Source organism: Pseudomonas sp. 86_A (assembly GCF_017491705.1).
Taxonomy (GTDB): Bacteria; Pseudomonadota; Gammaproteobacteria; order Pseudomonadales; family Pseudomonadaceae; genus Aquipseudomonas; species Aquipseudomonas koreensis.
On the sequence record NZ_JAFGYS010000007.1, the window covers coordinates 258,228 to 282,589 of the forward strand.

The 24,362-nt window shown below is 60.6% G+C and carries 27 protein-coding genes; 1 reads left to right on the forward strand and 26 read right to left on the reverse strand.

The annotated features are described in order from the left end of the window. Nucleotides 1–183: 183 nt before the first annotated feature. The 25 genes from J5M57_RS13025 to J5M57_RS13145 form a co-directional block, all read right to left on the reverse strand. Nucleotides 184–1,182, reverse strand: coding sequence for an ADP-ribosylglycohydrolase family protein (locus J5M57_RS13025; RefSeq protein ID WP_207848076.1), 999 nt, complete (start codon nucleotides 1,180–1,182; stop codon nucleotides 184–186). Next, nucleotides 1,179–1,892 (reverse strand): GntR family transcriptional regulator, encoded by a 714-nt coding sequence (locus tag J5M57_RS13030; RefSeq protein WP_207848075.1) that lies wholly within the window; start codon nucleotides 1,890–1,892, stop codon nucleotides 1,179–1,181. The genes J5M57_RS13025 and J5M57_RS13030 overlap by 4 nt, the downstream gene beginning before the upstream one ends. A gap of 229 nt (nucleotides 1,893–2,121) precedes the next feature. Then, nucleotides 2,122–3,090, reverse strand: coding sequence for an L-arabinose ABC transporter permease AraH (gene araH / locus J5M57_RS13035; protein WP_027612371.1), 969 nt, complete (start codon nucleotides 3,088–3,090; stop codon nucleotides 2,122–2,124). Nucleotides 3,091–3,102: 12 nt separating this feature from the next. Next, nucleotides 3,103–4,647 (reverse strand): L-arabinose ABC transporter ATP-binding protein AraG, encoded by a 1,545-nt coding sequence (gene araG / locus J5M57_RS13040; RefSeq protein ID WP_207848074.1) that lies wholly within the window; start codon nucleotides 4,645–4,647, stop codon nucleotides 3,103–3,105. 33 nt (nucleotides 4,648–4,680) lie between these two features. Further along, a complete protein-coding gene (locus J5M57_RS13045) occupies nucleotides 4,681–5,685 on the reverse strand; it encodes a substrate-binding domain-containing protein (RefSeq protein WP_207848073.1) in 1,005 nt (334 codons plus the stop codon). A 183-nt stretch (nucleotides 5,686–5,868) separates the two neighbouring features. Further along, nucleotides 5,869–6,687, reverse strand: a complete 819-nt coding sequence (locus J5M57_RS13050; protein ID WP_169842089.1) for an SDR family oxidoreductase — start codon at nucleotides 6,685–6,687, stop codon at nucleotides 5,869–5,871. Nucleotides 6,688–6,957: 270 nt separating this feature from the next. Then, nucleotides 6,958–7,833 carry an SMP-30/gluconolactonase/LRE family protein gene (locus J5M57_RS13055; RefSeq protein WP_207848072.1) on the reverse strand — a complete coding sequence of 292 codons (876 nt, stop codon included), beginning with the start codon at nucleotides 7,831–7,833 and terminating at the stop codon, nucleotides 6,958–6,960. 133 nt (nucleotides 7,834–7,966) lie between these two features. After that, nucleotides 7,967–8,683 carry a FadR/GntR family transcriptional regulator gene (locus tag J5M57_RS13060; protein ID WP_169842091.1) on the reverse strand — a complete coding sequence of 239 codons (717 nt, stop codon included), beginning with the start codon at nucleotides 8,681–8,683 and terminating at the stop codon, nucleotides 7,967–7,969. A 199-nt stretch (nucleotides 8,684–8,882) separates the two neighbouring features. Continuing rightward, complete coding sequence (locus tag J5M57_RS13065; RefSeq protein WP_007967615.1) at nucleotides 8,883–9,443, reverse strand: DUF1285 domain-containing protein; 561 nt, start codon at nucleotides 9,441–9,443, stop codon at nucleotides 8,883–8,885. Between the two features lie 15 nt (nucleotides 9,444–9,458). Further along, nucleotides 9,459–10,064: a DUF4823 domain-containing protein gene (locus tag J5M57_RS13070; protein WP_007967613.1), complete on the reverse strand. Its 606-nt coding sequence runs from the start codon at nucleotides 10,062–10,064 to the stop codon at nucleotides 9,459–9,461. A 249-nt stretch (nucleotides 10,065–10,313) separates the two neighbouring features. Further along, a complete protein-coding gene (locus J5M57_RS13075; RefSeq protein WP_064588674.1) occupies nucleotides 10,314–11,282 on the reverse strand; it encodes a radical SAM protein in 969 nt (322 codons plus the stop codon). 137 nt (nucleotides 11,283–11,419) lie between these two features. Continuing rightward, complete coding sequence (locus tag J5M57_RS13080; protein WP_007950805.1) at nucleotides 11,420–12,058, reverse strand: TetR/AcrR family transcriptional regulator; 639 nt, start codon at nucleotides 12,056–12,058, stop codon at nucleotides 11,420–11,422. A gap of 388 nt (nucleotides 12,059–12,446) precedes the next feature. Continuing rightward, on the reverse strand, nucleotides 12,447–13,235 hold the full coding sequence (locus J5M57_RS13085) for a TatD family hydrolase (RefSeq protein ID WP_083368240.1): 789 nt from the start codon (nucleotides 13,233–13,235) through the stop codon (nucleotides 12,447–12,449). Nucleotides 13,236–13,248: 13 nt separating this feature from the next. Further along, nucleotides 13,249–13,605 carry a PilZ domain-containing protein gene (locus J5M57_RS13090; RefSeq protein ID WP_064588676.1) on the reverse strand — a complete coding sequence of 119 codons (357 nt, stop codon included), beginning with the start codon at nucleotides 13,603–13,605 and terminating at the stop codon, nucleotides 13,249–13,251. A 56-nt stretch (nucleotides 13,606–13,661) separates the two neighbouring features. Further along, nucleotides 13,662–14,645 (reverse strand): DNA polymerase III subunit delta', encoded by a 984-nt coding sequence (locus tag J5M57_RS13095; protein ID WP_207848071.1) that lies wholly within the window; start codon nucleotides 14,643–14,645, stop codon nucleotides 13,662–13,664. Further along, the gene (tmk, locus tag J5M57_RS13100; RefSeq protein ID WP_064588678.1) at nucleotides 14,638–15,270 is read right to left on the reverse strand and encodes a dTMP kinase; all 633 of its coding nucleotides are present in this window, start codon (nucleotides 15,268–15,270) and stop codon (nucleotides 14,638–14,640) included. The genes J5M57_RS13095 and tmk overlap by 8 nt, the downstream gene beginning before the upstream one ends. A 19-nt stretch (nucleotides 15,271–15,289) precedes the next feature. After that, nucleotides 15,290–16,474 carry an endolytic transglycosylase MltG gene (mltG, locus tag J5M57_RS13105; RefSeq protein ID WP_169842092.1) on the reverse strand — a complete coding sequence of 395 codons (1,185 nt, stop codon included), beginning with the start codon at nucleotides 16,472–16,474 and terminating at the stop codon, nucleotides 15,290–15,292. Between the two features lie 3 nt (nucleotides 16,475–16,477). Further along, complete coding sequence (pabC, locus tag J5M57_RS13110) at nucleotides 16,478–17,293, reverse strand: aminodeoxychorismate lyase (RefSeq protein ID WP_169842093.1); 816 nt, start codon at nucleotides 17,291–17,293, stop codon at nucleotides 16,478–16,480. Beyond that, nucleotides 17,293–18,537, reverse strand: a complete 1,245-nt coding sequence (gene fabF / locus J5M57_RS13115; protein ID WP_003227039.1) for a beta-ketoacyl-ACP synthase II — start codon at nucleotides 18,535–18,537, stop codon at nucleotides 17,293–17,295. The genes pabC and fabF overlap by 1 nt, the downstream gene beginning before the upstream one ends. Nucleotides 18,538–18,645: 108 nt before the next feature. Next, nucleotides 18,646–18,882: an acyl carrier protein gene (gene acpP / locus J5M57_RS13120; RefSeq protein WP_003175607.1), complete on the reverse strand. Its 237-nt coding sequence runs from the start codon at nucleotides 18,880–18,882 to the stop codon at nucleotides 18,646–18,648. A 196-nt stretch (nucleotides 18,883–19,078) separates the two neighbouring features. After that, nucleotides 19,079–19,819 (reverse strand): 3-oxoacyl-ACP reductase FabG, encoded by a 741-nt coding sequence (gene fabG / locus J5M57_RS13125; RefSeq protein WP_064588681.1) that lies wholly within the window; start codon nucleotides 19,817–19,819, stop codon nucleotides 19,079–19,081. A 16-nt stretch (nucleotides 19,820–19,835) separates the two neighbouring features. Continuing rightward, nucleotides 19,836–20,774, reverse strand: a complete 939-nt coding sequence (gene fabD, locus J5M57_RS13130; protein WP_064588682.1) for an ACP S-malonyltransferase — start codon at nucleotides 20,772–20,774, stop codon at nucleotides 19,836–19,838. A 123-nt stretch (nucleotides 20,775–20,897) separates the two neighbouring features. Beyond that, the gene (plsX, locus tag J5M57_RS13135) at nucleotides 20,898–21,908 is read right to left on the reverse strand and encodes a phosphate acyltransferase PlsX (RefSeq protein ID WP_082920348.1); all 1,011 of its coding nucleotides are present in this window, start codon (nucleotides 21,906–21,908) and stop codon (nucleotides 20,898–20,900) included. A 4-nt stretch (nucleotides 21,909–21,912) separates the two neighbouring features. Then, nucleotides 21,913–22,095, reverse strand: coding sequence for a 50S ribosomal protein L32 (rpmF, locus tag J5M57_RS13140; RefSeq protein WP_003179396.1), 183 nt, complete (start codon nucleotides 22,093–22,095; stop codon nucleotides 21,913–21,915). A 13-nt stretch (nucleotides 22,096–22,108) separates the two neighbouring features. Then, the gene (locus J5M57_RS13145; RefSeq protein WP_003204262.1) at nucleotides 22,109–22,636 is read right to left on the reverse strand and encodes a YceD family protein; all 528 of its coding nucleotides are present in this window, start codon (nucleotides 22,634–22,636) and stop codon (nucleotides 22,109–22,111) included. 105 nt (nucleotides 22,637–22,741) lie between these two features. Between J5M57_RS13145 and J5M57_RS13150 the strand changes: the two genes are divergently transcribed. Further along, on the forward strand, nucleotides 22,742–23,320 hold the full coding sequence (locus J5M57_RS13150; RefSeq protein ID WP_207848070.1) for a nucleoside triphosphate pyrophosphatase: 579 nt from the start codon (nucleotides 22,742–22,744) through the stop codon (nucleotides 23,318–23,320). Between the two features lie 51 nt (nucleotides 23,321–23,371). Here the strand turns inward: J5M57_RS13150 and sppA are convergent, their stop codons facing one another. Next, on the reverse strand, nucleotides 23,372–24,361 hold the full coding sequence (gene sppA, locus J5M57_RS13155; RefSeq protein ID WP_027612352.1) for a signal peptide peptidase SppA: 990 nt from the start codon (nucleotides 24,359–24,361) through the stop codon (nucleotides 23,372–23,374). Nucleotide 24,362: the final 1 nt, after the last annotated feature.

Consider the following 24,362-nt stretch of genomic DNA (forward strand, 5'->3'; position numbering starts at 1 on the left):
TTTGCCTTTATTGTGGTTGTGGCAATGACGCAAAATTTAGTGCTTTTGTGGCGAGGGAGCTTGCTCCCGCTCGGCTGCGCAGCAGTCGCAATCCAGTCAGTACGATGTTTTCGCACCAGTCAGCAGGGTTTGGGGCCGCTTCGCAGCCCAGCGGGAGCAGGCTCCCTCGCCACAGTTATGTGATCAGCGCAGGGCCAACAGCCCCTGCACCAGGGGCTCAAGCTTCAGATGATTGACCGCTTTGACCGTGTCGATCATCGGCACCGGCCAGCTCTCAAGGCCCAGGCAGGCGCCGAGCATGGCGCCGAGAATCGCCGCGATGGTGTCGGTGTCACCGCCAAGACTGGCGGCCATGCACAGCGCATCGAACGCGTTCATCTCACCGACCGCCACTTGCTGCGCCAGGGCGAACGACACCACCACCGACTCCTGCGACGCCACCGATGTGCCGATCACGTCGTACAGCAAATCCGCCAGCAGCGCCTTGTCACTGTCGACGCTGATGGTGCGCGCCCAACTGATGCGCGAAGCGATACGCCCTCCCGCGACCCAGTGCCCGTGTGCTTCGGCCTGTTGCGCAATCTGCTGGCCGAGGTTCAACGCCTCGCCCAGGTCCATGCCGTTGATCCCGGCCGAGACCACCGCCGCCACCGCCGCCGCACTGGAAATGCCCAGCGTGGTGTTGTGGGTGACCTGACAGGCCTGCACCACCGCCGCGATGAAGCGCTGGGGATCGGCCACGTCCGCGGCGATGCCCACCGGGGTGATGCGCATCGCCGCGCCGTTGGTGGTGCCGTAGCGTCCGGCCTCCTCCGGCGAGTGGCCGGCGAGGATCATTTCAATGGCGCGTTTGGTCGACGGACCGAGCAGGTCCTGCGAGCCTTTGGCCTGCATCTCGGCCTCCCACTCGATCAACCGCTGGGCGAGCACTGCCGGCTCAATCCGGCCCTTGCCTTCGAGCAGCAACTCGCCGACCAGGATCGCCTGTTCGGTGTCGTCGGTGATCGAGCCTTTGGGCATGTTGGCGGCGATCGGCTGCAGCGGGCCGGCGTCCTGCAGGTCGGTGATCCGGCCGAAGCGGGTCTTGATGGTTTCGCGGTTCAGCGATTGCGTCGGCATGCCCAGCGCATCACCGAGGGCCAGGCCATAAAACGCACCAAGGGCACGGTTGAGCGCGGTCATTTCGATTCTCCAAATTGCAGGTGCAGGCGGAAATGCACCGGGTCGAGCAGGCTTTCGACCTGCTCCATGAAACGGTTCTGCCGGTCGTAGGTGGTGCGCAGGGCCTTGAGGAAAACCGTCCCCACCGGGCGCCCGAGCAGTTCGGCATCTTCGGCATTCAGCGGCTCGGCGCCGATCCATTGATCGCCGCGCTCGCCGATGTAGCCGTAGGCGGCCAGGGTGATGGTCAGCGAACTGTCGATCAGACCGACACGCGGCAGGCTTTCCAGGCCCCCGGTGGCCGGCATCAAAGAGCGCTCGAGGGACACCAGCGTGCCGTCGTTGGAACGCCGGCGCCGGTCGAGGGTGATGAATTGTTCGGTGCCGAAACGCGAGAGCAGGTCGGGCCGGGTCACGGCTTCCAGACGCAGCACTTCGGTATTGATCAGCACCCCGCTGTCGGCCAGCGCCTGCGCCCAGCCACTGCGCTGATCGAGCACCACACCGTCGAACGTGACGATGGAGCCGACCCCGCTTTGCGTGGCGATGTAATTGCGCCGCTTCAGTTCGGCCAGCGCTTCGCGCAACGTGCCACGGCTGACGTTGAATTCCTGAGCCAACTGATGCTCGCCGGGCAACAGAAAGCCGTCCTCCATGAGGCCGCTTTCGATGCGCCGGACGAGTTCGTCGACCACCCGTTGTTTCTTGTCAAATCGTACCTGTCTAATCATGTACAAATTGATACCCGAAACGGGTGCGGGCGGGCAAGAGGTTTTTAGGAATTCGGACAGAAGAATGCATAACTGTGGCGAGGGAGCTTGCTCCCGCTGGGCTGCGCAGCGGCCCCAAAACCCGTGACAACGATGAGTCTGATACACCGCACTGTCCGGATTTGCGACTGCTGCGCAGTCGAGCGGGAGCAAGCTCCCTCGCCACAAAATTATGCTTCTACAGATAGAATCAGCGTTGTTTCAGGCGGTCGATCACCACCGCCAACAGCAAAATCGAACCGCGAATCACATACTGATAAAACGTGTCGATGTTCTTCAGGTTCATCGCATTCTCGATGATCGCCAGAATCAACACCCCGGCAATCACATGCCGGATCATGCCGATCCCGCCACTCAGCGACACCCCGCCCAACACACACGCCGAGATTACGGTCAGTTCGAAACCCTGGCCAATCATCGGCTGCCCGGAGGTCATGCGCGACGCCAGAATCACCCCGGCCAGCGCACCGATCACACCGTGCACGGCGAAGATGATGATCTTGGTCCGGTCAACGTTGACCCCGGCAAGCAACGCCGCTTCCTGGTTGCCACCGATGGCCATGGTGTTGCGGCCGTAGGTGGTGTAGTTCAGCAGCCAGCCGAAGAACAGAAAGCAGACGATGGTGATCAGGATCGGCACCGGCACGCCGAACAATTGGCCGTTGCCGAAGACGAAGAACGATTCCTGCGACACGCCCACCGCTTTGCCGTTGGCAAAAATGTAGGCCAGGCCACGAACGATCTGCATTGTTGCCAGCGTGGTAATCAACGCATTGACCCGCAGCTTGGCAATCACGATGCCGTTGATCAGCCCGACAATCAGGCCCATCACCAGCGCCGCGCTGACGCCGAGGAACACGCTGTTGGTGTCGCGCATCACCACCGCCGCGACCACCCCGGCGCAGGCGATCACCGAGCCCACCGACAAGTCGAAATGCCCTGACGCCAGGCAGTAGAGCATGGTGCACGCGGCGATGCCGGTGGTGGAAATCGCCAGCCCGAGCCCGCGCATGTTCAGCGGCGACAGGAAGTTGTCGATCAGCAACGTGCAGGCGACGAAGATGCCGATGGCCGCCAGCAGCATGACCCAGTCGTCGAGGAAGCGCCGCAGGTCCAGCGGTTTGCGGGGAGTCGGCAGCGCCTTGTTTTGGATGGTCATCATGTTCACCTCTCAGTTCGCCACGCCGTCAGCGCGATGGCGCGGCAAAGCCAGTTGCAACAGGTTGGATTCATTGGCCTGGTCGCGGCTGACTTCGCCGCGCAGCGCGCCTTCGCACAGCACCAGAATGCGGTCGGAAATGCCCATCACTTCCATGAGGTCGCTGGACACCACGATCACCGAAATGCCATCGGCGGCCAGGTTATGGATGATCTGGTAGATCTCGGCCTTGGCACCGATGTCGATGCCGCGAGTAGGTTCGTCGAGCAGCAAGACTTTCATCGGCATCGACAACCAGCGCCCAAGAATGGCCTTCTGCTGATTGCCGCCAGACAGGAATTTGATCTGCTGGCCGGCATGCGGCGTTTTCACTTTCAGCGCCTTGATCTGTTTGTCGGCGTTGCCCTTCTCCCACAGCCCGCGCAACAGACAGCCGAGGCTGGCATTGGCACCGCGCGCGCTGATGTTGATGTTCTCGGCGACGCTGGCCAGCGGGATGATCCCCTCCTTTTTGCGGTCCTCGGGGCACAGCAGGATCCCGGCGGCAATCGCGTCACGCGGTGAGCGCAGCTTCAGTTCATGGCCGCGCAATTCCAGACGTCCGGCGGTGTTGCGCTCCAGCCCGCTGAGCAGCCGGAACAATTCCGTGCGCCCGGCACCGACGAGGCCGAACAGCCCGAGAATCTCGCCCTTGTGCGCCTCGAAACTCACCGGCTCGCGCAGGCCCGGGCCGAGCAGACCGTCGACCTTCAGCGCCACCGCGCCACGCGGGCGGCTGCGGTAATCGTAGATGTCCTGGATGTCGCGCCCGACCATGCAGGTCACCAGTTGATCGTGGGTCAACTGGCTCATGTCGTCGAAGGTGCGCACGTAACGGCCGTCCTTGAACACCGTCACCGCATCGCAAATGCGGAACACTTCTTCCATGCGATGGGAGACGTAGAGCACCACTTTGCCCTCATCGCGCAAGCGGCTGATGATCGCCATCAAACGGTCGATCTCGCGGGCCGAAAGGCTGCTGGTCGGCTCGTCGAAAGCAATCACATGCGCGCCACGGGACAGCGCCTTGGCGATTTCCACCAATTGCCGCTGGCCGAGCGACAGGCGCCCGACCTTGGTCTGCGGATCGATTTCATCGGCCAGGCCCTTGAGGCAGGCCAAGGCGTTCTGGCGCAATGCGCCGCGATTGATCAGACCGAAACTGGCCGGCAGATGGCCGAGAAACAGGTTCTCGGCCACGCTCATTTCCGGCACCAGATGCAGCTCCTGGTGGATCACCGCGACGCCATTGCCGATGCTGTCGGCCGTCGACTTGAAGGCCATGGTCTGCTCGCCGATCTGCAACTCGCCGCTGCTCGGGATGTAGGCCCCGCCGAGGATCTTCAGCAGGGTCGACTTGCCGGCGCCGTTCTCGCCCATCAAGGCGTGGACCTGCCCCGGATGGGCGACGAAGCTGATCGCGTCCAGCGCCTTCACCCCGGGAAAGGTCTTGCCGATCCCGTTGAAGCGCAGGCTGCCGCCGGCGCTGCTTGCATGTGTCTGTACTTGCGCGTGCATCTGAGTCACCTCTTCACACCGATCGAGCAGCCATCAATTCCACAGGCCGATTTTTTCCAGCTCTTGCTTGAAGTTCTCGCGGGTGATCAGGGTGACGTCGTCCATCGCCGTGTACTTCGGCGGCTCTTTGCCGGTGGTGACCCACTCGTACATCATCTCGGCAGTCTTGTAGCCTTCGATGTGCGGGCTCGGCAGCATCGAACCGAAGAAACCGCTGTTGGGCTTTTTCAACTCGCCGATGGCGTCGGTGCCGTTGATGCCGATGCCGATCACGTTGGCCGCAGCGAACCCGGCGGCTTCGGTGGCGCGCACGCCGCCAAGCACGGTGTTGTCGTTCATCCCGCCGATGACCAGGTTCTTCGCCGCGCTCGGCAGTTTGACCAGCGCCGAGTTGGTGGCGTCCATGCTGCCCGGCACGTCGAGGGTCTTGAGCGCCGCGAACAGGATGTGATCCTTCGGCATGCCGGCGTCTTCCAGGGATTTGACCGAGCCGTCGGTGCGCTTCTTGCCGGTGTCGAGTTCGTTGTAGGTGTTGACCACGGCGTAGGTGTCTTTCCAGTCCCAGTTGCGTTTCTTCGCTTCGGCGACCATCGCGTTGCCCTGCTTCTGGCCGACTTCAAATGCGGCCATGCCGAGGTACGGCACGTCTTCCATGAACTTGCCGTTGGCGTCGACGAAACGGTCGTCGACGGCGATCACTTTGAGGTCATTGAGCTTGGCTTTGGCCATGATCGCCGGGCCGAGCGACACGTCCGGCGGGCAGATCACGAAGCCCTTGGCCCCGTTGGCGGCGAGGCTGTCGATGGCCGAGAGGGTTTTCTCCCCGTCCGGCACAGCGATCTTGATCAGTTCGAAGCCTTTGTCCTTGGCGGCTTTCTCGGCGAAGGCCCATTCGGTCTGGAACCAGGGCTCTTCAGCCTGTTTGACGAGGAAACCGATTTTCACGGCATCGGCAGCCAGCAGCGAACTGCTCAGGCTGAACGCAGTGACCGCCAGCGCGGCACTGCACAGGGTACGAATCCCGAAACGACGTTTCATAAGCTGACTCCTTGTTATTTTTTTTGAGCAATGTTTGAAAACTGTGGCAAGGAAGCTTGCTCCCTCGCCACGAGTTGCGGCGTTCAATCGTTCACAGCGTGTAACAACAGCCTTTGTTGAAAATAGTCATATCGTATGATGATTGGATTTCAGGCGGATTCATCCGCTTCAAACCCGGTCCGCTCAGTCGTGGTACATCACTGAGCGACCACCATCGATGGTGATGCACGAGGCGTTGATGAACGGCGCCTCATCACTGGCCAGAAACACCGCGGTCATCGCCACTTCGATCGGCTGGCCGATGCGTTTTGGCGGGTGCAGGTCAAAGGCGCGCTGACGCTCGGCATGCGGATCGGCAAAGCCGTTCCAGTAATCAACGTTCAGTTGCGTTTCGATGTAGCCCGGGGCGATAGCGTTGACCCGAACGCCTTTCGCCGCGTACTCGATGCCCAGCGCCCGGGTCAGCCCGAGCAGGCCGTGCTTGGCCACCGGATACGGGAAGCAGCCGGGAATGATGTGGCTGGAATGGGTCGAAGCGATGTTGATGATGCTGCCGACGCCCTGCTCGATCATCTGTGGCAGCACGGCTTTGCAGCCGTGCCAGGCGCCGTCCAGGTCGATGGCGAAGCAGCGGCGCCAATCTTCTTCGGTCATTTGCAGCGGGTCACGGAACACGTTGACCCCGGCGCAGTTGACCAGCACGTCGATGCGCCCGTGGCGTTCGACGGCGAGTCTGGCCATGGCGTGCAGGTCTTGCTGATGCGACACGTCAGCCTTGATCGCCTGCACGTCGGCGCCCTGCTCGCGCCAGTGGGCGGCAACCTGCTCGACTTTCTCCGCCTGAATATCGCTGATCACCAGTTTGGCCTGCTGCGAGGCGAAGGTGGCGACGATGGCTTCGCCGATGCCTTGAGCGGCGCCGGTCAGCAGGACCACTTTGTTTTTCAGACGCTCGCCTCTCGGCGGCGCGGGCACCGGCGGCAAGGAAAGAGGTTCAGCCATGGATCAGGACTCCTGCTCGTAAGCACAAAAAAACCGGGCATCTGACGATGTCCGGTCTGGAAGACTGTGAGAACAAGACAGGCAGGCGCGGCGAGCGACGCCGGGCCGTTGCGAGACGCTGACTCCGTTGGGGAGTGCGATAGAGATTCGCTGCATCACTTCACCTGTTTTGTTCTTTTTAAGTGTGAGTGCGTGTTACTGCTGGAGCCGACTATAAACCCGACCGCCAAATAATCTCAATATATAATTTTGCATCCCATATTCTGGGATTTAACCCGCGAACCGCGTGCAGAGTTTGCCCGGCACATCGACGCGCATCGACAACACCGCGCCATCCAGCGGGTGGTTGTGCGGACTCTGGGCGCTGGTGATGTACAGGGTTTTCAGATCCTCGCCGCCGAATACGCAACTGGTCGGGCGGCTGACCGGCAGTTCGATCCTGCGGTCGACCTTGCCTTCCGGCGTCAGACGCAGCAGGCAACTGCCGTCCCACCGCGCGTTCCACACATAACCTTCGGCATCCATCGCCGAACCGTCTGGACCGCCGTTCTGATCAGGGCCATACCAGGGATCAGCTACATCAAGGTTGCCGTCGGCGTGAATAAAATAGCGATACAGCGTGTCATCAAGACTGTCGCCGAACAGCACCGTGGTGCCGTCTTCACTCCACAACAGCGTGTTGGGTATCCCCAGGCCGCGCAGCAACGGCGTGACGCGCTGGTCTGGATCAATGCGGAACAAGCCACCGGAGCGACGGGTGATCGGCAGGTCTTCGCCGTGGTCGCCGATGTTGTTCTGCATGGTGCCGAGCCACAGTCGGCCCAGCGCATCACAGCGTGCTTCGTTGGGCCGATTGCCCGGTTGCGGGTCGGCGATGCAGAACAATTCCAGGCGTGGTTCGAGGCCCGGGGAATCGAGGTCCAGCCGATACACGCCGCTGCTCAGGGTCACCAGCGCATCGCCACCGGCACAGGGGATGAACGCGGAAACGTGCTCGGGCATCTGCCAGATCTGCACGTTGTTGCCGATCAGCCGCAGCGCCTGCCTGCCGGCGATATCGACCCAGTACAGCGCCTGAGTCGGGGCATCCCAGAACGGGCCTTCACCGAGCTTGGCGCGGTGTTGGGTTACGGCGGTCCACGTCATGTTGAATCCTTCATGTTGTTGTTTTAACTGTAGGAGGTGAGCCTGCTCGCGATGGCGGTGGTTCAGTCAAAGTGGCTTTTTCTGGTACGGCGCCATCGCGAGCGGGCTCACTCCTACAGGGGGATTTGTGTTGTCAGCTGGCTTTCTTGTCGGCCATTACCTTTGGGTAAAAGCGTTTGATCGCCAGGTCAGCGTTGTCGATCAGGGTCATGCAGGCCCACACCCCGCGCGCGGCATCCCGGGCGGCGATGGCGTCGGCCATGTCCTTGTGAATGGGTAATGTGCGGCGCAATTCGTCAGGGTCGGCGGCGGAAACTTCAAACGACACGGCGAGCAAGGCGCCGAGGGCCGGAACCATTTGTTCGATGAACTGGTTGTGGCTGGCTGCCAGAATGCACTCGTGGAACACCTGGTCGGCACGGTTGTAATCGATGCCGCTGTCGACCGCCCGCTCCAGCGCGTTATACGCCAGTCGCACGGCTTCGATCTGCTCGAGGCTGGCGCGCTCGCAGGCCCAGCGCACGGCCATCGGTTCGATGGTGCGCCGCAGGTCGAGCAGGTCATCGACGAAGTTTTCCGGCAAGCCGTTGCGTGACAGCCAGCCGACGACTTGCGGATCGAACAGGTTCCAGCGCCGCACTGGCAATACCCGGGTGCCGACCTTCGGGCCGACTTCGAGCATGCCTTTGGCGACCAGGGTTTTGATCGCTTCGCGGATCACCGTACGGCTGACACCGAGTTGCTCGCCCAGATCGGCCTCGACCTTGATCGTCTGCCCCGGTTTGACCTGGCCAGCGGCAATCCAGCTGCCCAGCCAGTCGACCGTTGACGCATGAAAGCTGCTGGACATGAAAACCTCAAAGCGGTTCGCGATGGGTCATCAAGCTAATCATCATACGAATAACCGTCAATGGGATTTTTCAGACAATCCACAAACCCAATGTGGGAGCGAGCCTGCTCGCGAAGGCGGTGTATCAGTCAACATTGATGGTGACTGACATAGCGCTTTCGCGAGCAGGCTCGCTCCCACAGTTAGTGATGTGTATTGATCAGGGTTCGAGGCCGATGCGGAAGAACTCGCCGCCGCTCCACACACCCAGCCAGCGCTGCCCATCGATTTCGCGACTGACTGCCAGTTCCACCAGTTGGTAGAACACATTGCGATGAATCAGCGCTTCAAGGTTGGTCCGCACATGCACGTAAGGTGCGGGTTCCTGAGTCGTCGGGTCGATCTCGACACGGATCGGATGTTCCGGCCCGGCTTCGGCGGTTTCTTCGACATTGGTGGTGAAACGCAGGACCTGCGCCTCGCCCTCGCCTTCGACTTCCACGGCAATTGCCACGAAGGGCGCATCGTCGACCTTGATCCCAACCTTTTCGACCGGGGTGATCAGGAAGTAGTCATCGCCGTCGCGGCGGATGATCGTGGAGAACAGCTTGACCATCGGCTTGCGCCCGATCGGCGTACCCAGGTAATACCAGGTGCCGTCGCGGGCGATGCGCATGTCGATGTCGCCGCAGAAGTCCGGGTTCCACAAGTGCACCGGCGGCAGGCCTTTGGTTTTGGGGATCTGTCCCAACAGGTCATTGGCTTTTTGCGGGCCACTCATGGCGTACTCCTTGGTTTATTGGTCGCCGACTCCGAGCAGGCTGCGCGCGTATTGCGCCAGTGGCGGGCCGATCAGGTCTTCAGGCTTGTTGTCGTGGAACGTCAGTAAACCGCCACGACTCTTGATCCGTGCAGTATCAATCAAATACTGGGTGCTGGTCTCGATCAACATGATTTGAATCACCCCGCCGTCGATGCCCAGACGATCCACGGCTTCCTGATCGAGCCACTCGTCGGAGTTGCCAATGCGGTCGTCAGCCTTGGCGAAACGGGTGTACAGCAGGTAATGGGCGCCGGCATCGCGAGCTTCGCCCATCGCCTGATCAAGACCTTCTGGAGCGCGGGCACGACGAACCATCGGGAAGTATTCGACAAAGCCCTTGAAGGCTTCTTCGGCCACCACGTTCGGGCGCGGGTAAGAGCCGCCCGGCGGTGCGAACGCGCCTTGGGCGATGTAGATGAACGAGTCCGGCTGAATGCGGAAATTGTTCACCCGGCGGCTGTCGCTGTGATCCAGCAGCCCCGCGTCGCTCATCTGATAGCGAGTGCCTTCGGCCATATCGCTGACAGTCATACAGCCGCCAAGCGCCAAAACGGCCAGCAGCAAAACCAGGCTACGCATCCTCATCCTCCAGAAGCCGGTGACGGAAAACCGGCGAATGGCCGTTGGATGCAGCTTTTGCGCCAGTCCTTGTCACTGTGCAGGTATCCGATTTGAAATAAGGTATTTGTGGCGAGGGAGCTTGCTCCCGCTCGGCGGCGCAGCCGTCGCAAATCCGGGATTTGAAGTAAGCCGGATGCGCTGAGATGAATGGTTTTCGGTTTGGCTGGCAACCCAGCGGGAGCAAGCTCCCTCGCCACAAAAGCCAGTTCAGCCGCCGATGATCTTCATGACGGTCGCGCCACCGGAGAACGCCACTTCCTGTTTGTCGCCCAAGGCCTTGACCAGCAAGCGCTGCAACGCCGGCAGTGCCTGGTGACGCGGCTTGTCGAGCAGGTCACCGACATAGTGGCGGTTGCTCGACGACAGGCAGCCATGCAGCCAGCCGGTCGACGACAGACGCAAACGCGAGCACGTCCGGCAGAACGGCACGCTTTCGTTGGCAATCACGCCGAAATGACCGACGCCCGGGATCGCATAGCGCACGGCTGTGGCGTCCACCGGCGCATCGGCCTGGGCGTACTCGTAGCGTTCGCCGATCAGGCTCAACAGTTGCTGCAGGCTGACGAACTGTTGCAGGAAGGCATTGGAGTCGGTGGCGAGGTGGCCCATGCGCATCAGCTCGATGAAGCGCAGCTCGTAGCCACGTTCCAGGCAGTAATCGAGCAGCGGCATCACCTGATCCAGGTTCTGCCCGCGCAACGGCACCATGTTGACCTTGATCTTCAGGCCCGCCGCTTTTGCCTGGTCCATGCCATCGAGCACGGTCGCCAAGTCACCACCACGGGCGATGCTGCGGAACGCACCGGCGTCGAGGGTATCGAGGGACACGTTGATCCGGCGCAAACCGGCGTCCACCAGCAGCGGCAGCTTCTTCGCCAGGAGTTGACCGTTAGTGGTCAGGCTGATGTCTTCCAGGCCCATCTTGCCGACGGCGCTCATGAAAGATTCGAGTTTGGGGCTGACCAGCGGCTCACCGCCGGTGATACGCAGACGCTCAATGCCGGCAGCTTCGATCAGGTAAGCGACGCCACGAGCCATGGCCTCGGCCGACAGTTCATCCTGCGCAGCCACCAGCCGCTTGCCGTTGGGCACGCAGTAGGTACAGGCGTAATTGCAGGCTGAAGTCAGGCTGATGCGCAAATTGCGAAAACGCCTGCCTTGACGGTCAACGATCATGATCACTCCGGCGATAGAATTTCGAGCTGCTAAAACTTGACTCACAAATCAAGTTTTAGCAAGCCCTATGCCTGAGTATATTCCTGCGGTACTGCGTCATGCAGCGAAATCATGACGCAATAAGGCCGCTGAATGATTCAGCTGCTCGGGGTTTCCGGATCACGCTTGCGCTTGTTGCCCATGCGCACGCCGATGTCCATCAGGAACTGGAAGAAACCTTCCTGATCTTCCAGCACGTTGCTCCAGAACGGCGAGTGATACAGCGCCACCGCGCCGTGCACCAGCGCCCAGGATGCGCAGTAGTGGAAGTACGGCGGCACGTCTTCGAGCTTGCCTTCGCTGATGCGGCCCTTGATGAGCAAGGTCAGGCGTTCGAAGTTCGAGGCGCGGATCTTGTGCAGCTCCTCGACCATCTCCGGCACCTGATTGCCTTTTACGACCTTCTCTTCGAGACGGTCGAACAGGCGGTAGCGCTGCGGGTCGCGCATGCGGAATTCGAAGTAGGCACGGGACAGCGCTTCCTTGTCCTTGTCGACATCGGCCGAATGCAGCAGCTCGTTCAAATCGCGCTCGTAATCGAGCATCAGCCGCAGGTAGATCTCGGCCTTGGATTTGAAGTGCTTGTAGATCGTGCCTTTGCCGATACCCACGGCATCAGCAATCATCTCGACGGTGACACTGTCTTCACCTTGTTCGAGGAACAGCTTGAGCGCGGTATCGAGAATTTCTTGCTCGCGGCGACGAAACTCACGGACCTTACGAGGTTCTTTGTGCATAAGAAAAGGTCTGTAGGGGTCAAAATTCGAAGCCGCGTATTATGCCTAACTTGCACAAAAATGCACGGATCATCCGACCATATCTGCGTTTCTTGTTCATTTTGCGAACGCTGGGGGTGCAATGAGAACTCAACTGAAGCGAGCGTATTCCAAATTTGTTTAAAAACCCCGGCCGCTCAACTGGACTCAACGCCAGACTGATCAATACTTGAACTGTCGGACGGCATCTCCCCCAAGTGCCGTGCCGATAAAGGTACCAAGGGACCGCGTGCCTTTGTTTTACTCCTAATGGTCTTAACCCGGATTCACCCCCCAGAACCCGGGTTTTTTTTGCCTGCGATTTGGCTTTCGCGGTGGAATCTGCCCACACGCGATGCCCATTTCGCAGTCAAGCAGATTTAACACTCGCCAGCGGGAACAGCCGCTTGAAATTCTCGGTGGTCTGCTCGGCAAACCGCTCGTAGTTTTCCCCACGCAACATTGCCAGGAACTCGGCCACTTCGCGCACGTACTGCGGCAGGTTCGGCTTGCCGCGATAAGGAATCGGCGCCAGGTACGGCGAATCGGTCTCCACCAGCAGCCGGTCGGCCGGCACTTTGCTCGCCACATCGCGCAAGGCGTCGGCATTGCGAAAGGTGACGATACCCGACAGGGAAATGTAATAGCCCATGTCCAGCGCGGCCTTGGCCATGTCCCAGTCTTCGGTGAAGCAATGCAGCACACCGGCCTGGGGCAGCGCGGCCTCGCGCAGCAGTTCAAGGGTGTCGGCGCGGGCGCCACGGGTATGGATGATCACCGGTTTGCCGGTCTGCTGGGCGGCTTGCAAGTGCAGACGGAAGGATGCCTGCTGCAACTCGGCGGCTTCCGGCTCGTAGTGGTAATCCAGACCGGTTTCGCCGATCGCCACCACTTTCGGGTGATTGAGTTCGTGCAGCAACCAATCCAGCGCGGGCGCCGCGCCCGGCTGCACATCCAGCGGATGCACACCGACCGAACAATCGACGTCGGCATAACGTTCGGCCAGGGCTTTGACGTCGGCGGCGTTGTCGGCACTGACGCCGATGCACAGGAAGTGCCCTACCCCGCGCTGCCGGGCCGCATCGAGGGCAGCATCCAGCGAACCGTCATGGGCGGCAAGGTCGAGGCGATCAAGGTGACAATGAGAATCTACGAGCATAAAGGACTGCAACTTACATCGTATGAGTGGGACGGTCGGACTTGAGGGCTCCGGCCAGATGGGTTTCGATGCGACTGCGAGCGGTGTTGTCGCCATCGTTGAATTGCACGCCGACACCGGCGGCACGATTGCCTTGGGCGCCTTTGGGGGTAATCCAGGCAACCTTGCCGGCCACCGGAATCTTTTCCGCCTCGTCCATCAGATTCAGCAGCATGAACACCTCGTCGCCCAACTTGTAGCTCTTGTTGGTCGGGATGAACAAGCCGCCGTTTCTGATGAACGGCATGTAGGCCGCGTACAGCACCGACTTGTCCTTGATGGTCAGGGACAGGATGCCGTTGCGCGGCCCCGGGCTCATGGGTTCATTCATGTTGACCTCCTCTGCTGATCTTCAGAGTCTAGGCGCACACAGTCGTTCCAGGGCGATTACCGTTGGCCCGGCAGACTCACCCATTGCACCAACAGCGCTTCCAGCAGCAACGCCGGATTGAGGTTGGCCTTGCTCAGGACTTTCTGCCGCTGAGCGAGAATCCAGTCCTGAATATCGAGGACTTTGCCTTGGGCGCTTTTCTGCGCCAGGTACTGCACCACTTTGCGCATGTCAGTCAGACCCAGGCCATTTTCATCCTGGGTCAGTTGATAGCGCAGGATCAAGCTCGACCAGTCGCAGAACCAGTCGAACAGACGCAGCATCGGAATGTTTTTCCATTCCTCGGCCAGTTGCGTCGGCGACTGCTGCTGCTTGAGTAGCTTCTTCACCCCTTCGACCACCTGCGCGCGCTGTTCGCGCACACCCTGCGACTGCAGGCTGACCGCCGCCAGTGGCGAACCAGCCGCCAGCGTCAGCAATTCGACGCGCTCTTCTTCGGAACACTCCGGCAGCGCCTGTGCCAGCCATTGCAGGCTCATGGCCTCGCCCGGCAGCGGACATGCCTGCTGCACGCAACGACTCTTGATCGTCGGCAACAAACGGCTCGGCTGATGGCTGACCAGCAACAGCACGGTATCGCCCGAAGGCTCTTCGAGACTCTTGAGCAAGGCGTTGGCGGCGTTGATGTTCATCGACTCCACCGGTTCGATCAGCACCACCTTGCGCCCGCCCAGTTGCGCAGTCTGCACCACGAAACTGACCAGATCGCGCACCTGATCGACCTTGATCGCCTTGTCGGCTTCTTCCGGCTCAAGGATGTAATTGTCTGGATGGCTGCCGGCCTTGAGCAACAGGCAGGACTTGCACTCACCACAGGCCTCGGGCGTCGGACGCTGGCACAGCAGGCTGGCCATCAGCCGCTCAGCCAGCACACGCTTGCCGATCCCGACCGGGCCATGCAACAGATACGCGTGGGCGTGCTGACTACGCCCGGCCAGTTGCTGCCAAAGGCTGTCCTGCCATGGATAGGCCTCAGCCACGAATCAGCTCCAGCAAGTTCGGAATCAAGGTATCCAGCGATTGCTGAACCTTGACCAATGGCTGACCGGCATCGATGCGCACATAGCGCGCAGGATCGGCTTCGGCGCGCTTGAGAAATGCATTGCGTACCGCTTCGAAGAACGCCCGGCCTTCCAGCTCGAAGCGATCCAGTCGTCCGCGAGCGCTGGCACGGGCCAGGCCGACTTCCACCGGCAGATCGAAAATCAACGTCAGATCCGGGCGCAGATCGCCCTGGACGAACGTCTCCAGCGCGGCAATGCGTTCCAGCGACAACCCGCGACCGCCGCCCTGATAGGCATACGTCGAATCGGTGAAACGATCACACAGCACCACGGCGCCACGGGCCAGTGCCGGGCGAATTACTTCGGCCAGATGCTGGGCGCGGGCGGCGAACACCAGCAACAGCTCGGTGTCGGGGTTCATGACCTCGTCTGCCGGGGCCAGCAGCACATCGCGAATGCGTTCAGCCAGCGGCGTGCCGCCAGGCTCGCGGGTCAGCAGCACTTCGATACCTTCAGCGCGCAGACGCTCGGCGAGGTACTCGCGGTTGGTGCTCTTGCCGGCGCCTTCCGGGCCTTCCAGGGTAATAAACAAGCCAGTCACAGGCAGTCCTTAATCAAAGTCATTGCGCGTTTTGCGGCGCCGCCGCCCCAGGCTCGGCAGCAGGTGCCGGGGCTGGCGCAGGGTCCTGCGGCGGAACCTGCGGCACCGCCTCGGGCGCGGTGTCCGGAGACGCAGCAGGAGCCGCCTGTTCGGTAGCCGGGGCCGGAGCGGCCGGCGCCGGGCTGGAGCGGTAATCGGCACGACGCTTGAGCTGGAACTCGCGCACCGCACTGTTATGTGCCTCCAGGTCATCGGAGAACACATGGCTACCGTCGCCACGGGCAACAAAATACAGGCTGTTGCCTTCCACCGGATTGAGCGCGGCATGAATCGCCTCGCGGCCGACCATGGCAATCGGCGTCGGCGGCAATCCCGGAATCACATAAGTGTTGTACGGCGTCGGCTCTTTGAGATGCGCGCGAGTCAATTTACCGGTGTAGCGATCGCCCAAACCGTAGATCACGGTCGGGTCGGTCTGCAACTGCATGCCCAGCGCCATCCGCCGCACGAACACGCCGGCAATCTGCCCGCGTTCCTGTGGCACGCCGGTTTCCTTCTCCACCAGCGACGCCATGATCAGCGCCTGATAAGGCTCGCTGTACGGCGCGTCGGGTGAACGATTGTCCCACTCCTTGGCCAACACCTCGTCGAGGCGGTCGAAGGCTTTCTTCAGCAACTCGACGTCGGAAATACCGCGCACAAAGCGGTAGGTATCCGGGAAGAATCGGCCTTCGGGGAACAGTCCACGATGGCCGATTTTCTCCATCACTTCGCTGTCGCTCAAACCCTTGAGGGTCTGCTCGATCTTGTCATCTTTTGCCAGCGCGGCGCGGACCTGATGGAAGTTCCAGCCCTCGACCAGCGTCAGGCTGTACTGCACCACTTCGCCGCGCTTCCACAGGTCGATCAGACCGTTGACGGTCATGCCCGGCTGCATGCGGTATTCGCCGGTATGGATCGGCGTGCCGGCGAGATTGAAGCGCCAGTAGATGCGCAACCAGAAGGCGTCCTTGATCACGCCATCGGTTTCGAGTTCGAGGAAGGTACGAGTAGGCGTCGAGCCTTTCGGCACATCCAGCAGTTCTTCCTGCGTGATGTTCAGAGGCTGTTCCAGCGCCGAATGGATTTTCCAGGCGCTGGCGCCCAATAGCAGCCCTGCCAGAACCAGTCCGGTTTCCAGCAGCAGCAAGAGTTTACGTCTCACGAATCAGGCATCCAGTAGGGCGCGGGAAATGGTTTGCAGTTTACGGGTGAGCGGGCCAACCGGCCAGCTCAGCGCAGCGTAGGCACGTACCGGCCAGACGCCATACACGCTGTTGCAAACAAAGACTTCATCAGCCCATTGCAGCTGTTCGAGGCTGATGTCGGTGATTTGGGTGGGGATGGCCAATGACTCGGCCTGAAACAAAATTTCAGCACGCATCACACCGGCGACGCCGCAGCGCTTCAAATCCGGGGTGGTCAATATGCCGTCGCGCACCAGGAACAGGTTGCTGAACACGCCCTCAACGACGCGTCCGGCCTGATCGAGCATCAGGCCTTCGGCATGCTCGCTGTCGCGCCACTCGGCACGGGCGAGCACTTGCTCCAGACGATTCAGATGCTTGAGCCCGGCCAGCAGGGGTTGGTTCGACAACCGCGTAACGCAGGGGAACAGGCGTACGCCTTGTTCGCCATGCACGACAGGATAAGCAGCAGGAGGATTGCCTTGCAGAATGCGCCGGCCCGGCGCCACAGGATCGGGCGCGTAGCCACGCAAGCCATCGCCCCGGGTGAGAATGAACTTGAGCACACCCTCGCCCATCGCTGCCGCATAGCTCAGCAGCTCTTGGCGAACTTGCTCAAGATCAGCGGCGATCGCCAGACGCACGCAGCCATCGGCCAGACGGGCCAGGTGACGGTCCAGCAACACAGGCTGGCCGCGCCGCACGGCAATGGTCTCGAACAGACCATCGCCGTAAGCCAGGCCGCGATCTTTCAGCGACAGAGCGTCAGCCGGCTGACCGTCGACCCAGCAGTCCATCAACCCGCGAACCGGCGGAACGCCAACGTACCGTTGGTGCCGCCAAACCCGAAGGAGTTGGACAGTACGACGTCGATGTCCATGTTGCGCGCGGTGTGCGGCACGAAATCGAGATCGCAGCCTTCATCCGGCTCATCGAGGTTGATGGTCGGTGGTGCCACCTGGCTGTTGATTGCCAGCACACTGAAGATCGCTTCGACCGCGCCCGCCGCACCCAACAGGTGACCGGTCATGGACTTGGTGGAGCTGACCGCCAGGTTGTAGGCGTGATCACCGAACACGGTCTTGATCGCGTTGGCTTCGGCGAGGTCGCCGGCCGGGGTCGAGGTGCCGTGGGCGTTGATGTACTGCACCTGGTCGATATTGATCTTCGCATCGCGCAGGGCATTGGTGATGCAGCGCGCAGCACCGGCGCCATCGGCAGGTGGCGAGGTCATGTGGAACGCATCGCCACTGGTGCCAAAGCCGATCAGCTCGGCATAGATGGTCGCGCCGCGAGCCTTGGCGTGCTCGAGCTCTTCGAGTACCAGCGCACCGGCACCGTCGGAGAGCACGAAGCCGTCACGGCCCTTGTCCCAAGGACGGCTGGCGCGGGTCGGCTCGTCGTTGCGGGTCGACAGCGCACGGGACGCGCCGAAACCGCCCATGCCCAGGCCGCACGCGGCCATTTCGGCACCGCCGGCGATCATGACGTCGGCTTCGTCGTACATGATGTTGCGTGCCGCCATGCCAATGCAGTGCGTACCGGTGGTACAGGCAGTGGAAATGGCGTAGTTCGGTCCCTGTGCACCCAGGTGGATGGACAGAAAACCGGAAATCATATTGATGATCGAGCCTGGCACGAAGAATGGCGAGATTCGACGCGGGCCCGTCTCATGCAGAGTACGGCTGGTTTCTTCGATGTTGGTCAGCCCGCCGATCCCCGAACCCATGGCCACGCCAATGCGTTCACGGTTGGCATCGGTGACTTCCAGACCAGCGTTGCGAACAGCCTGAAAACCCGCGGCCAGACCGTACTGAATGAACAGGTCGAGCTTGCGTGCTTCCTTGACCGACAGGTATTCCTCGACATTGAAGCCCTTTACCGAGCCGCCAAAACGGGTGGAATAGGCAGAAAGGTCGGTGTGTTCGATCAGACCAATGCCACTGCGGCCAGCCAGAATGCCCTGCCAACTGCTCGGCACATCCGTGCCCAGTGGCGACAACATACCCATACCGGTGACTACGACGCGTCTACGCGACACAGCACTCTCCTTTTTCAAATGACGACTTTGCATCAGGCCTAAAGAAAAAACCGCACGCCATGATGGCAGTGCGGTTTTTCCATGACAGCAGACAACGATTACAAACTATTACGCCTGGTGGCTAGTAACGTAGTCGATTGCAGCTTGTACAGTAGTGATCTTCTCAGCTTCTTCGTCAGGGATTTCGGTCTCGAATTCCTCTTCCAGAGCCATCACCAGCTCAACGGTGTCAAGGGAGTCGGCACCCAGGTCTTCAACGAAGGAAGCAGTGTTGACCACTTCTTCTTCTTTAACACCCAGTTGCTCGGCAACGATTTTCTTGACGCGCTCTTCGATGGTGCTCATACCTTGTTTTCACTCCTAATGGACAAATTCAGGCAGCTGGCCAGTGGGTAAGTGTATAGAAAGGCTTTTCAGCTTTTCAACTGAAAGCTTCACTCCTCAAACCCTGCGACCCTCTGCCTATAAATAGATTGCAGCTTTATAACGGATTTTAGACAGCTCGTATGACATTTTTTTGAAGCAATCCGTCACATTTTACTTACATGTACATCCCACCGTTCACCGGGATTGTAGCCCCAGTAACGTATGCCGCACCGTCGGATGCAAGAAAAGCGACCACAGAAGCGATCTCTTGAGCTTGTCCCAGACGACCCAGCGGAATCTGCGTCTGCAAGGCTTCACGCTGTGCTTCAGGCAGCTCGCGGGTCATATCGGTGTCGATAAACCCTGGGGTTACCGAGTTGACCGTAATCGAACGCGAACCGACTTCACGCGCCATTGCACGGCTGAAACCTTCCAGACCGGCCTTGGCGGCTGCATAGTTTACTTGGCCAGCGTTGCCCATGGCACCCACCACCGAGCCAATACTGATAATTCGACCCCAACGCGCCTTGGTCATGCCACGCAAAACGCCCTTGGACAGGCGATACAGGCTGTTCAGGTTGGTATCGATCACGTCGTACCATTCATCGTCTTTCATGCGCATCATCAGGTTATCGCGGGTGATGCCGGCATTATTGACCAGGATCGCCGGCGCACCGAACTGCTCCTGAATGCTCGCCAGCACGGCGCTGACCGATTCGTCGCTGGTGACGTTCAGTTCCAGACCCGTGCCCTGGATACCGTGCTCTTTCAGCGTAGCGGCAATCGCCTCGGCGCCTTTGGCGGAGGTCGCAGTGCCAATAACAGTGGCGCCCTGACGACCCAGTTCCAGGGCGATAGCCTGGCCGATACCGCGGCTTGCACCGGTGACCAGTGCAACTTTACCTTGCAGACTCATGCAAGCTTCTCCTGATTCAGGCCAGCGCTGCACGGGCGGCAGCGAAAGCGTCTGGGGTATTGAGGTTGGAAGTCGAAACGCCTTCGGCGCAACGTTTGTTCAGACCGGCCAGCACCTTGCCCGGGCCGCACTCGACCAGACTGGTTGCGCCTTTGGCTGCCAGAGTCTGGACCGATTCAACCCAGCGAACTGGCTTGTACAGTTGTTCGAGCAGATCACGCTTGAGGGTTTCCAGATCAGCCGGCACTTGCGCGCTGACGTTCTGTACTACCGGGATCTGCGGCGCCTGCCAGTCGATGGCGGCGATGGATTCGGCGAAGCGCTCGGCAGCCGGGCGCATCAGTTCGCAGTGCGACGGCACGCTGACCGGCAGCGGCATCGCACGCTTGGCACCACGGGCCTTGCAGCCTTCGATGGCGCGCTCGACAGCCGCCTTGGCACCGGCGATGACCACTTGACCTGGCGAGTTGAAGTTGACGGCGCTGACCACTTCACCCTGCGCCGCTTCAGCGCAGGCTGCCAGTACGTCAGCATCTTCCAGACCGAGGATCGCAGCCATGCCGCCCTGCCCGGCCGGAACGGCTTCCTGCATCAGTTGGCCACGGCGCTCAACGAGCTTCACCGCGTCAGCCAGCGTCAGGCTGCCGGCAGCCACCAGTGCGCTGTATTCACCCAGGCTGTGACCGGCAACGAATGCCGGACGCGCGCCGCCTTGAGCCAGCCACAGACGCCACAGGGCGATCGAGGCAGTCAGAATGGCCGGTTGGGTTTTGTCGGTTTGATTGAGCAGCTCTTCCGGACCTTGCTGGGTCAGTGCCCACAGGTCGTAGCCCAGCGCAGCGGAGGCTTCTTGGAATGTTTCGAGGATCAGCGGATGTTCCGCGCCCAGCTCGGCCAGCATGCCGAGGGACTGCGAACCCTGTCCTGGAAAGACGAATGCGAGGGAAGCAGACATGTAACAAGCCCCTAATGATCTTGTCGTCGGAAAATGACGCCCCAATGAGGGACGCAAGAAACTGACAGTTGGATGGCCCTTTGAACCGGGCGGTCACATTTAAGCATTGTCCGACGAAAACGCCTAAGACAACAAATCCTCCAGACGACCGTGGAGGCGCTCGGGCAGATTCTCCTGAATCTCGATCAGCGCGCGCTGAATCGCGCTTTGAAAGCCCTGAACCCCGGCCGAACCGTGACTTTTCACGACAATGCCCTGCAATCCGAGAAAGCTTGCGCCGTTATGTCGCGCCGGGGCCAGATCAGCCTGCAGACGCTTCATCAATGGCAGCGCCAACGCGCCCACAGCGCGTGACGCGAGGTTTTTCCTGAACAACGCCTCGATGCGCGCCGCGATCATCGTCGCCAGGCCCTCGCTGGACTTGAGCAGGATATTGCCGACAAAACCGTCACACACCACCACGTCGGCTTCGCCGCGATACAGGCCATCGCCCTCGACAAAACCGATGTAGTGGATGCCGCGCGCCGCCTGCAACAAGGTCGCTGCCAGCTTGACCTGCTGATTGCCCTTGATGTCTTCGGTGCCGATGTTGAGCAGCGCCACCCGCGGCCGGGCGATACCCAGCGTCTGCGCCGCCACCGACCCCATCACCGCGAACTGCAACAGATGCTCGGCACTGCAATCGACGTTGGCGCCCAGATCGAGCAACTGGCAATAACCTTTCTGCGTCGGGATCGCCGCGACCATCGCAGGCCGATCAATCCCCGGCAACGTCTTGAGCACGAACCGCGACAACGCCATCAGCGCACCGGTATTGCCGGCGCTGACACAGGCTTGAGCCTTGCCGTCACGCACCAGTTCAAGGGCGACACGCATCGAGGAGTCCGGCTTGCCACGCAAGGCCTGGGTCGGCTTTTCGTCCATGGTGATGACTTCAGACGCCGGAACAATCGTCAGGCGCGCGCGATCCGCAGCCGACTGGCCGTTGATCAATTCTTCAAGAAGGGAGGGTTGACCGACGAGGGTCAGGTGCAGCGAGGGCGTAGCAGAAAGGCAAGCAAGGCTGGCCTGAACAATGCTGCGGGGACCGAAGTCCCCGCCCATTGCGTCAATCGCGATGACTTGAGCAGACAAGTGATTACTCGTCAGCGCCCTTGTCGATCACTTTACGGCCACGGTATACGCCTTCTGGCGATACGTGGTGACGCAGGTGAACTTCACCAGTGGTTTTTTCTACAGACAGGGTGCTAGCCTCGAGAGCGTCGTGCGAACGGCGCATGTCACGGGCAGAGCGGGATTTTTTGTTCTGCTGAACAGCCATAATTGATTAACTCCTAAACGTTTGGGTCACGCTTTAACTGCGCCAATACACTGAACGGGTTGGACCGCGTTACCTCGTCCTCGCTCGGTTCGGGTTCATCTGCTCCCGCCGGCTGCTGGCATTCTTCCGGATGATGAGCAGGCACAATGGGCAAGGCGAGCAAAAGCTCCTCCTCGATCAGTGACTGCAGATCCAATGGATCTTCGCCCAGTTCCAGCACGTCATAACCTTTCGGTAACGACTGGGTATTCGCACCCTCCTTCACTACAGCGTAACTGCATTCGCTGTGGATCGGCAGGGTGACCAGCTCAAGACAACGCTGGCAAACCATTTTGACTTCGGTGTCGATAAAGCTGTGGATTACCACAGATTTACGTTCATCTCGTTCAAAAACGAATTTGGCCTGCACCGTACCGACATCGTCGGAAAGCGGGTCGCAAAGTCTCTTCAAATCGGCCAGCAGCAGTTCACCTTGAAGGGTGGTGCCACGGTCAGCCAATTTGCGCGGGTCAACGTGAGGTGGAATCGGGTCATTCAACATAGGCGCAGCATTATAGGGATGCCCCCACCCATGTCAAAGGAAATTGTGCCCTGTCCGTCACTTGCGTGCCTCCGCTAGAATTCGCACCTGCCTCAGGAGACGCCAATGCTGCCTTTATTACTTGCTTCCAGCTCGACTTATCGTCGGGAATTGCTCGCCCGACTGCACCTGCCGTTCGTCTGCAGTTCGCCGGATATCGACGAAAGCCACCAGCCGGGCGAATCAGCCATCGAGCTGGTCAAGCGCCTCGCCGAACACAAAGCCCGGGCACTGGCTGCCAGCCACCCCGCTCATCTGATTATCGGCTCGGACCAGGTTGCCGTACTCGGCGAACGCATCATCGGCAAACCGCACACCTTCGACAAGGCCCGCGAGCAACTGCTGGCCGCCAGTGGCGCCAGCGTGACCTTCCTCACCGGCCTCGCCCTGCTCAACAGCCAGACTGGCCACTGCCAGGTCGACTGCGTGCCGTTCACCGTCCACATGCGCCAACTCGACGAAGCGCGCATCGAGCGCTACCTGCGCCTGGAACAGCCGTACGACTGCGCTGGCAGCTTCAAAGCCGAAGGCCTGGGTGTGAGCCTGTTTCAGTCCACCGAAGGCCCTGATGCCACCAGCCTGATCGGCCTGCCGCTGATTCGCCTGATCGACATGCTGCTGGTCGAAGGCGTGCAAATTCCCTGACGCACAAAAAACCGGCCATCAAGGCCGGTTTTTTTCAACACTTCAACTGACTTAACGCAACGATGGCCCGTGGAAACCCATCCACATTGCCAATTGCTCAGCCACGCTGGCGCCGAGCTTCTTCGAGAAGCGATCGAACGGCGATTCCTGCACAGTGAAATCCACCAGTTCTTTCTCGCCAATCACATCCCGCGCCACTGAACTGGCGTTACCCAGACCATCGATCAGCCCCAACGGCAGCGCTTGCTCGCCGGACCAGACCAGCCCGGAGAACAGCTCCGGATGCTCCTTGTCCTTCAGGCGATCGCCACGGCCCTGCTTGACGCTGTTGATGAACTGCTTGTGCGTGGTGTCCAGCACGGTCTGCCAGAACGCGGTCTCATCAGGCTTCTGCGGCTGGAACGGATCCAGGAACGACTTGTGCTCACCCGAAGTGTAAGTGCGGCGCTCGACACCCAGCTTGTCCATCGTGCCGACAAAGCCGTAACCCGCCGCAGTCACACCGATGGAGCCAACCAGACTGGCCTTGTCGGCATAGATCTGATCCGCTGCACTGGCGATGTAATAAGCGCCGGACGCACCGAGATCGGAAATCACCGCGTACACCTTGGTATCCGGATGCAGACCACGCAGACGCTTGATCTCGTCATACACGTAACCCGACTGCACCGGGCTGCCGCCCGGGCTGTTGATCCGCAGGATCACGCCCTTGACCTTCTTGTCCTCGAAGGCCGCCCGCAGACTGCCGACAATATTGTCGGCGCTGGCCGGCTCCTTGTCGGCGATCATACCAGTGACGTCGATCAGCGCGGTGTAGTTCGGGCCCCGGGTGGCGCTCTTTTCCATGTCCATCAACGGCGTGAACAGGATCAGCGCCACAAACAGATAAACAAACGTCAGCAGCTTGAAGAAAATCCCCCAACGTCGCGAGCGGCGTTGCTCCTGCACGCTGGCCAACAAGGTCTTTTCCAACAGCTTCCAGCTTTTCTCGTCACCGTCGTCGGCACTTGCCTTGGCCGGTGCTTTCCATTCGTCGGTCATG

What these genes read in the sequence shown, in the direction of transcription:
- J5M57_RS13025 (WP_207848076.1), bottom strand. Translation starts at nt 1,182, where the DNA reads ATGACCGCGCTCAACCGTGCCCTTGGTGCGTTTTATGGCCTGGCCCTC.
- J5M57_RS13030 (WP_207848075.1), bottom strand. Translation starts at nt 1,892, where the DNA reads ATGATTAGACAGGTACGATTTGACAAGAAACAACGGGTGGTCGACGAA.
- araH (WP_027612371.1), bottom strand. Translation starts at nt 3,090, where the DNA reads ATGACCATCCAAAACAAGGCGCTGCCGACTCCCCGCAAACCGCTGGAC.
- araG (WP_207848074.1), bottom strand. Translation starts at nt 4,647, where the DNA reads ATGCACGCGCAAGTACAGACACATGCAAGCAGCGCCGGCGGCAGCCTG.
- J5M57_RS13045 (WP_207848073.1), bottom strand. Translation starts at nt 5,685, where the DNA reads ATGAAACGTCGTTTCGGGATTCGTACCCTGTGCAGTGCCGCGCTGGCG.
- J5M57_RS13050 (WP_169842089.1), bottom strand. Translation starts at nt 6,687, where the DNA reads ATGGCTGAACCTCTTTCCTTGCCGCCGGTGCCCGCGCCGCCGAGAGGC.
- J5M57_RS13055 (WP_207848072.1), bottom strand. Translation starts at nt 7,833, where the DNA reads ATGACGTGGACCGCCGTAACCCAACACCGCGCCAAGCTCGGTGAAGGC.
- J5M57_RS13060 (WP_169842091.1), bottom strand. Translation starts at nt 8,683, where the DNA reads ATGTCCAGCAGCTTTCATGCGTCAACGGTCGACTGGCTGGGCAGCTGG.
- J5M57_RS13065 (WP_007967615.1), bottom strand. Translation starts at nt 9,443, where the DNA reads ATGAGTGGCCCGCAAAAAGCCAATGACCTGTTGGGACAGATCCCCAAA.
- J5M57_RS13070 (WP_007967613.1), bottom strand. Translation starts at nt 10,064, where the DNA reads ATGCGTAGCCTGGTTTTGCTGCTGGCCGTTTTGGCGCTTGGCGGCTGT.
- J5M57_RS13075 (WP_064588674.1), bottom strand. Translation starts at nt 11,282, where the DNA reads ATGATCGTTGACCGTCAAGGCAGGCGTTTTCGCAATTTGCGCATCAGC.
- J5M57_RS13080 (WP_007950805.1), bottom strand. Translation starts at nt 12,058, where the DNA reads ATGCACAAAGAACCTCGTAAGGTCCGTGAGTTTCGTCGCCGCGAGCAA.
- J5M57_RS13085 (WP_083368240.1), bottom strand. Translation starts at nt 13,235, where the DNA reads ATGCTCGTAGATTCTCATTGTCACCTTGATCGCCTCGACCTTGCCGCC.
- J5M57_RS13090 (WP_064588676.1), bottom strand. Translation starts at nt 13,605, where the DNA reads ATGAATGAACCCATGAGCCCGGGGCCGCGCAACGGCATCCTGTCCCTG.
- pabC (WP_169842093.1), bottom strand. Translation starts at nt 17,293, where the DNA reads ATGGACTGCTGGGTCGACGGTCAGCCGGCTGACGCTCTGTCGCTGAAA.
- acpP (WP_003175607.1), bottom strand. Translation starts at nt 18,882, where the DNA reads ATGAGCACCATCGAAGAGCGCGTCAAGAAAATCGTTGCCGAGCAACTG.
- fabG (WP_064588681.1), bottom strand. Translation starts at nt 19,819, where the DNA reads ATGAGTCTGCAAGGTAAAGTTGCACTGGTCACCGGTGCAAGCCGCGGT.
- fabD (WP_064588682.1), bottom strand. Translation starts at nt 20,774, where the DNA reads ATGTCTGCTTCCCTCGCATTCGTCTTTCCAGGACAGGGTTCGCAGTCC.
- rpmF (WP_003179396.1), bottom strand. Translation starts at nt 22,095, where the DNA reads ATGGCTGTTCAGCAGAACAAAAAATCCCGCTCTGCCCGTGACATGCGC.
- J5M57_RS13145 (WP_003204262.1), bottom strand. Translation starts at nt 22,636, where the DNA reads ATGTTGAATGACCCGATTCCACCTCACGTTGACCCGCGCAAATTGGCT.
- J5M57_RS13150 (WP_207848070.1), top strand. Translation starts at nt 22,742, where the DNA reads ATGCTGCCTTTATTACTTGCTTCCAGCTCGACTTATCGTCGGGAATTG.
- sppA (WP_027612352.1), bottom strand. Translation starts at nt 24,361, where the DNA reads ATGACCGACGAATGGAAAGCACCGGCCAAGGCAAGTGCCGACGACGGT.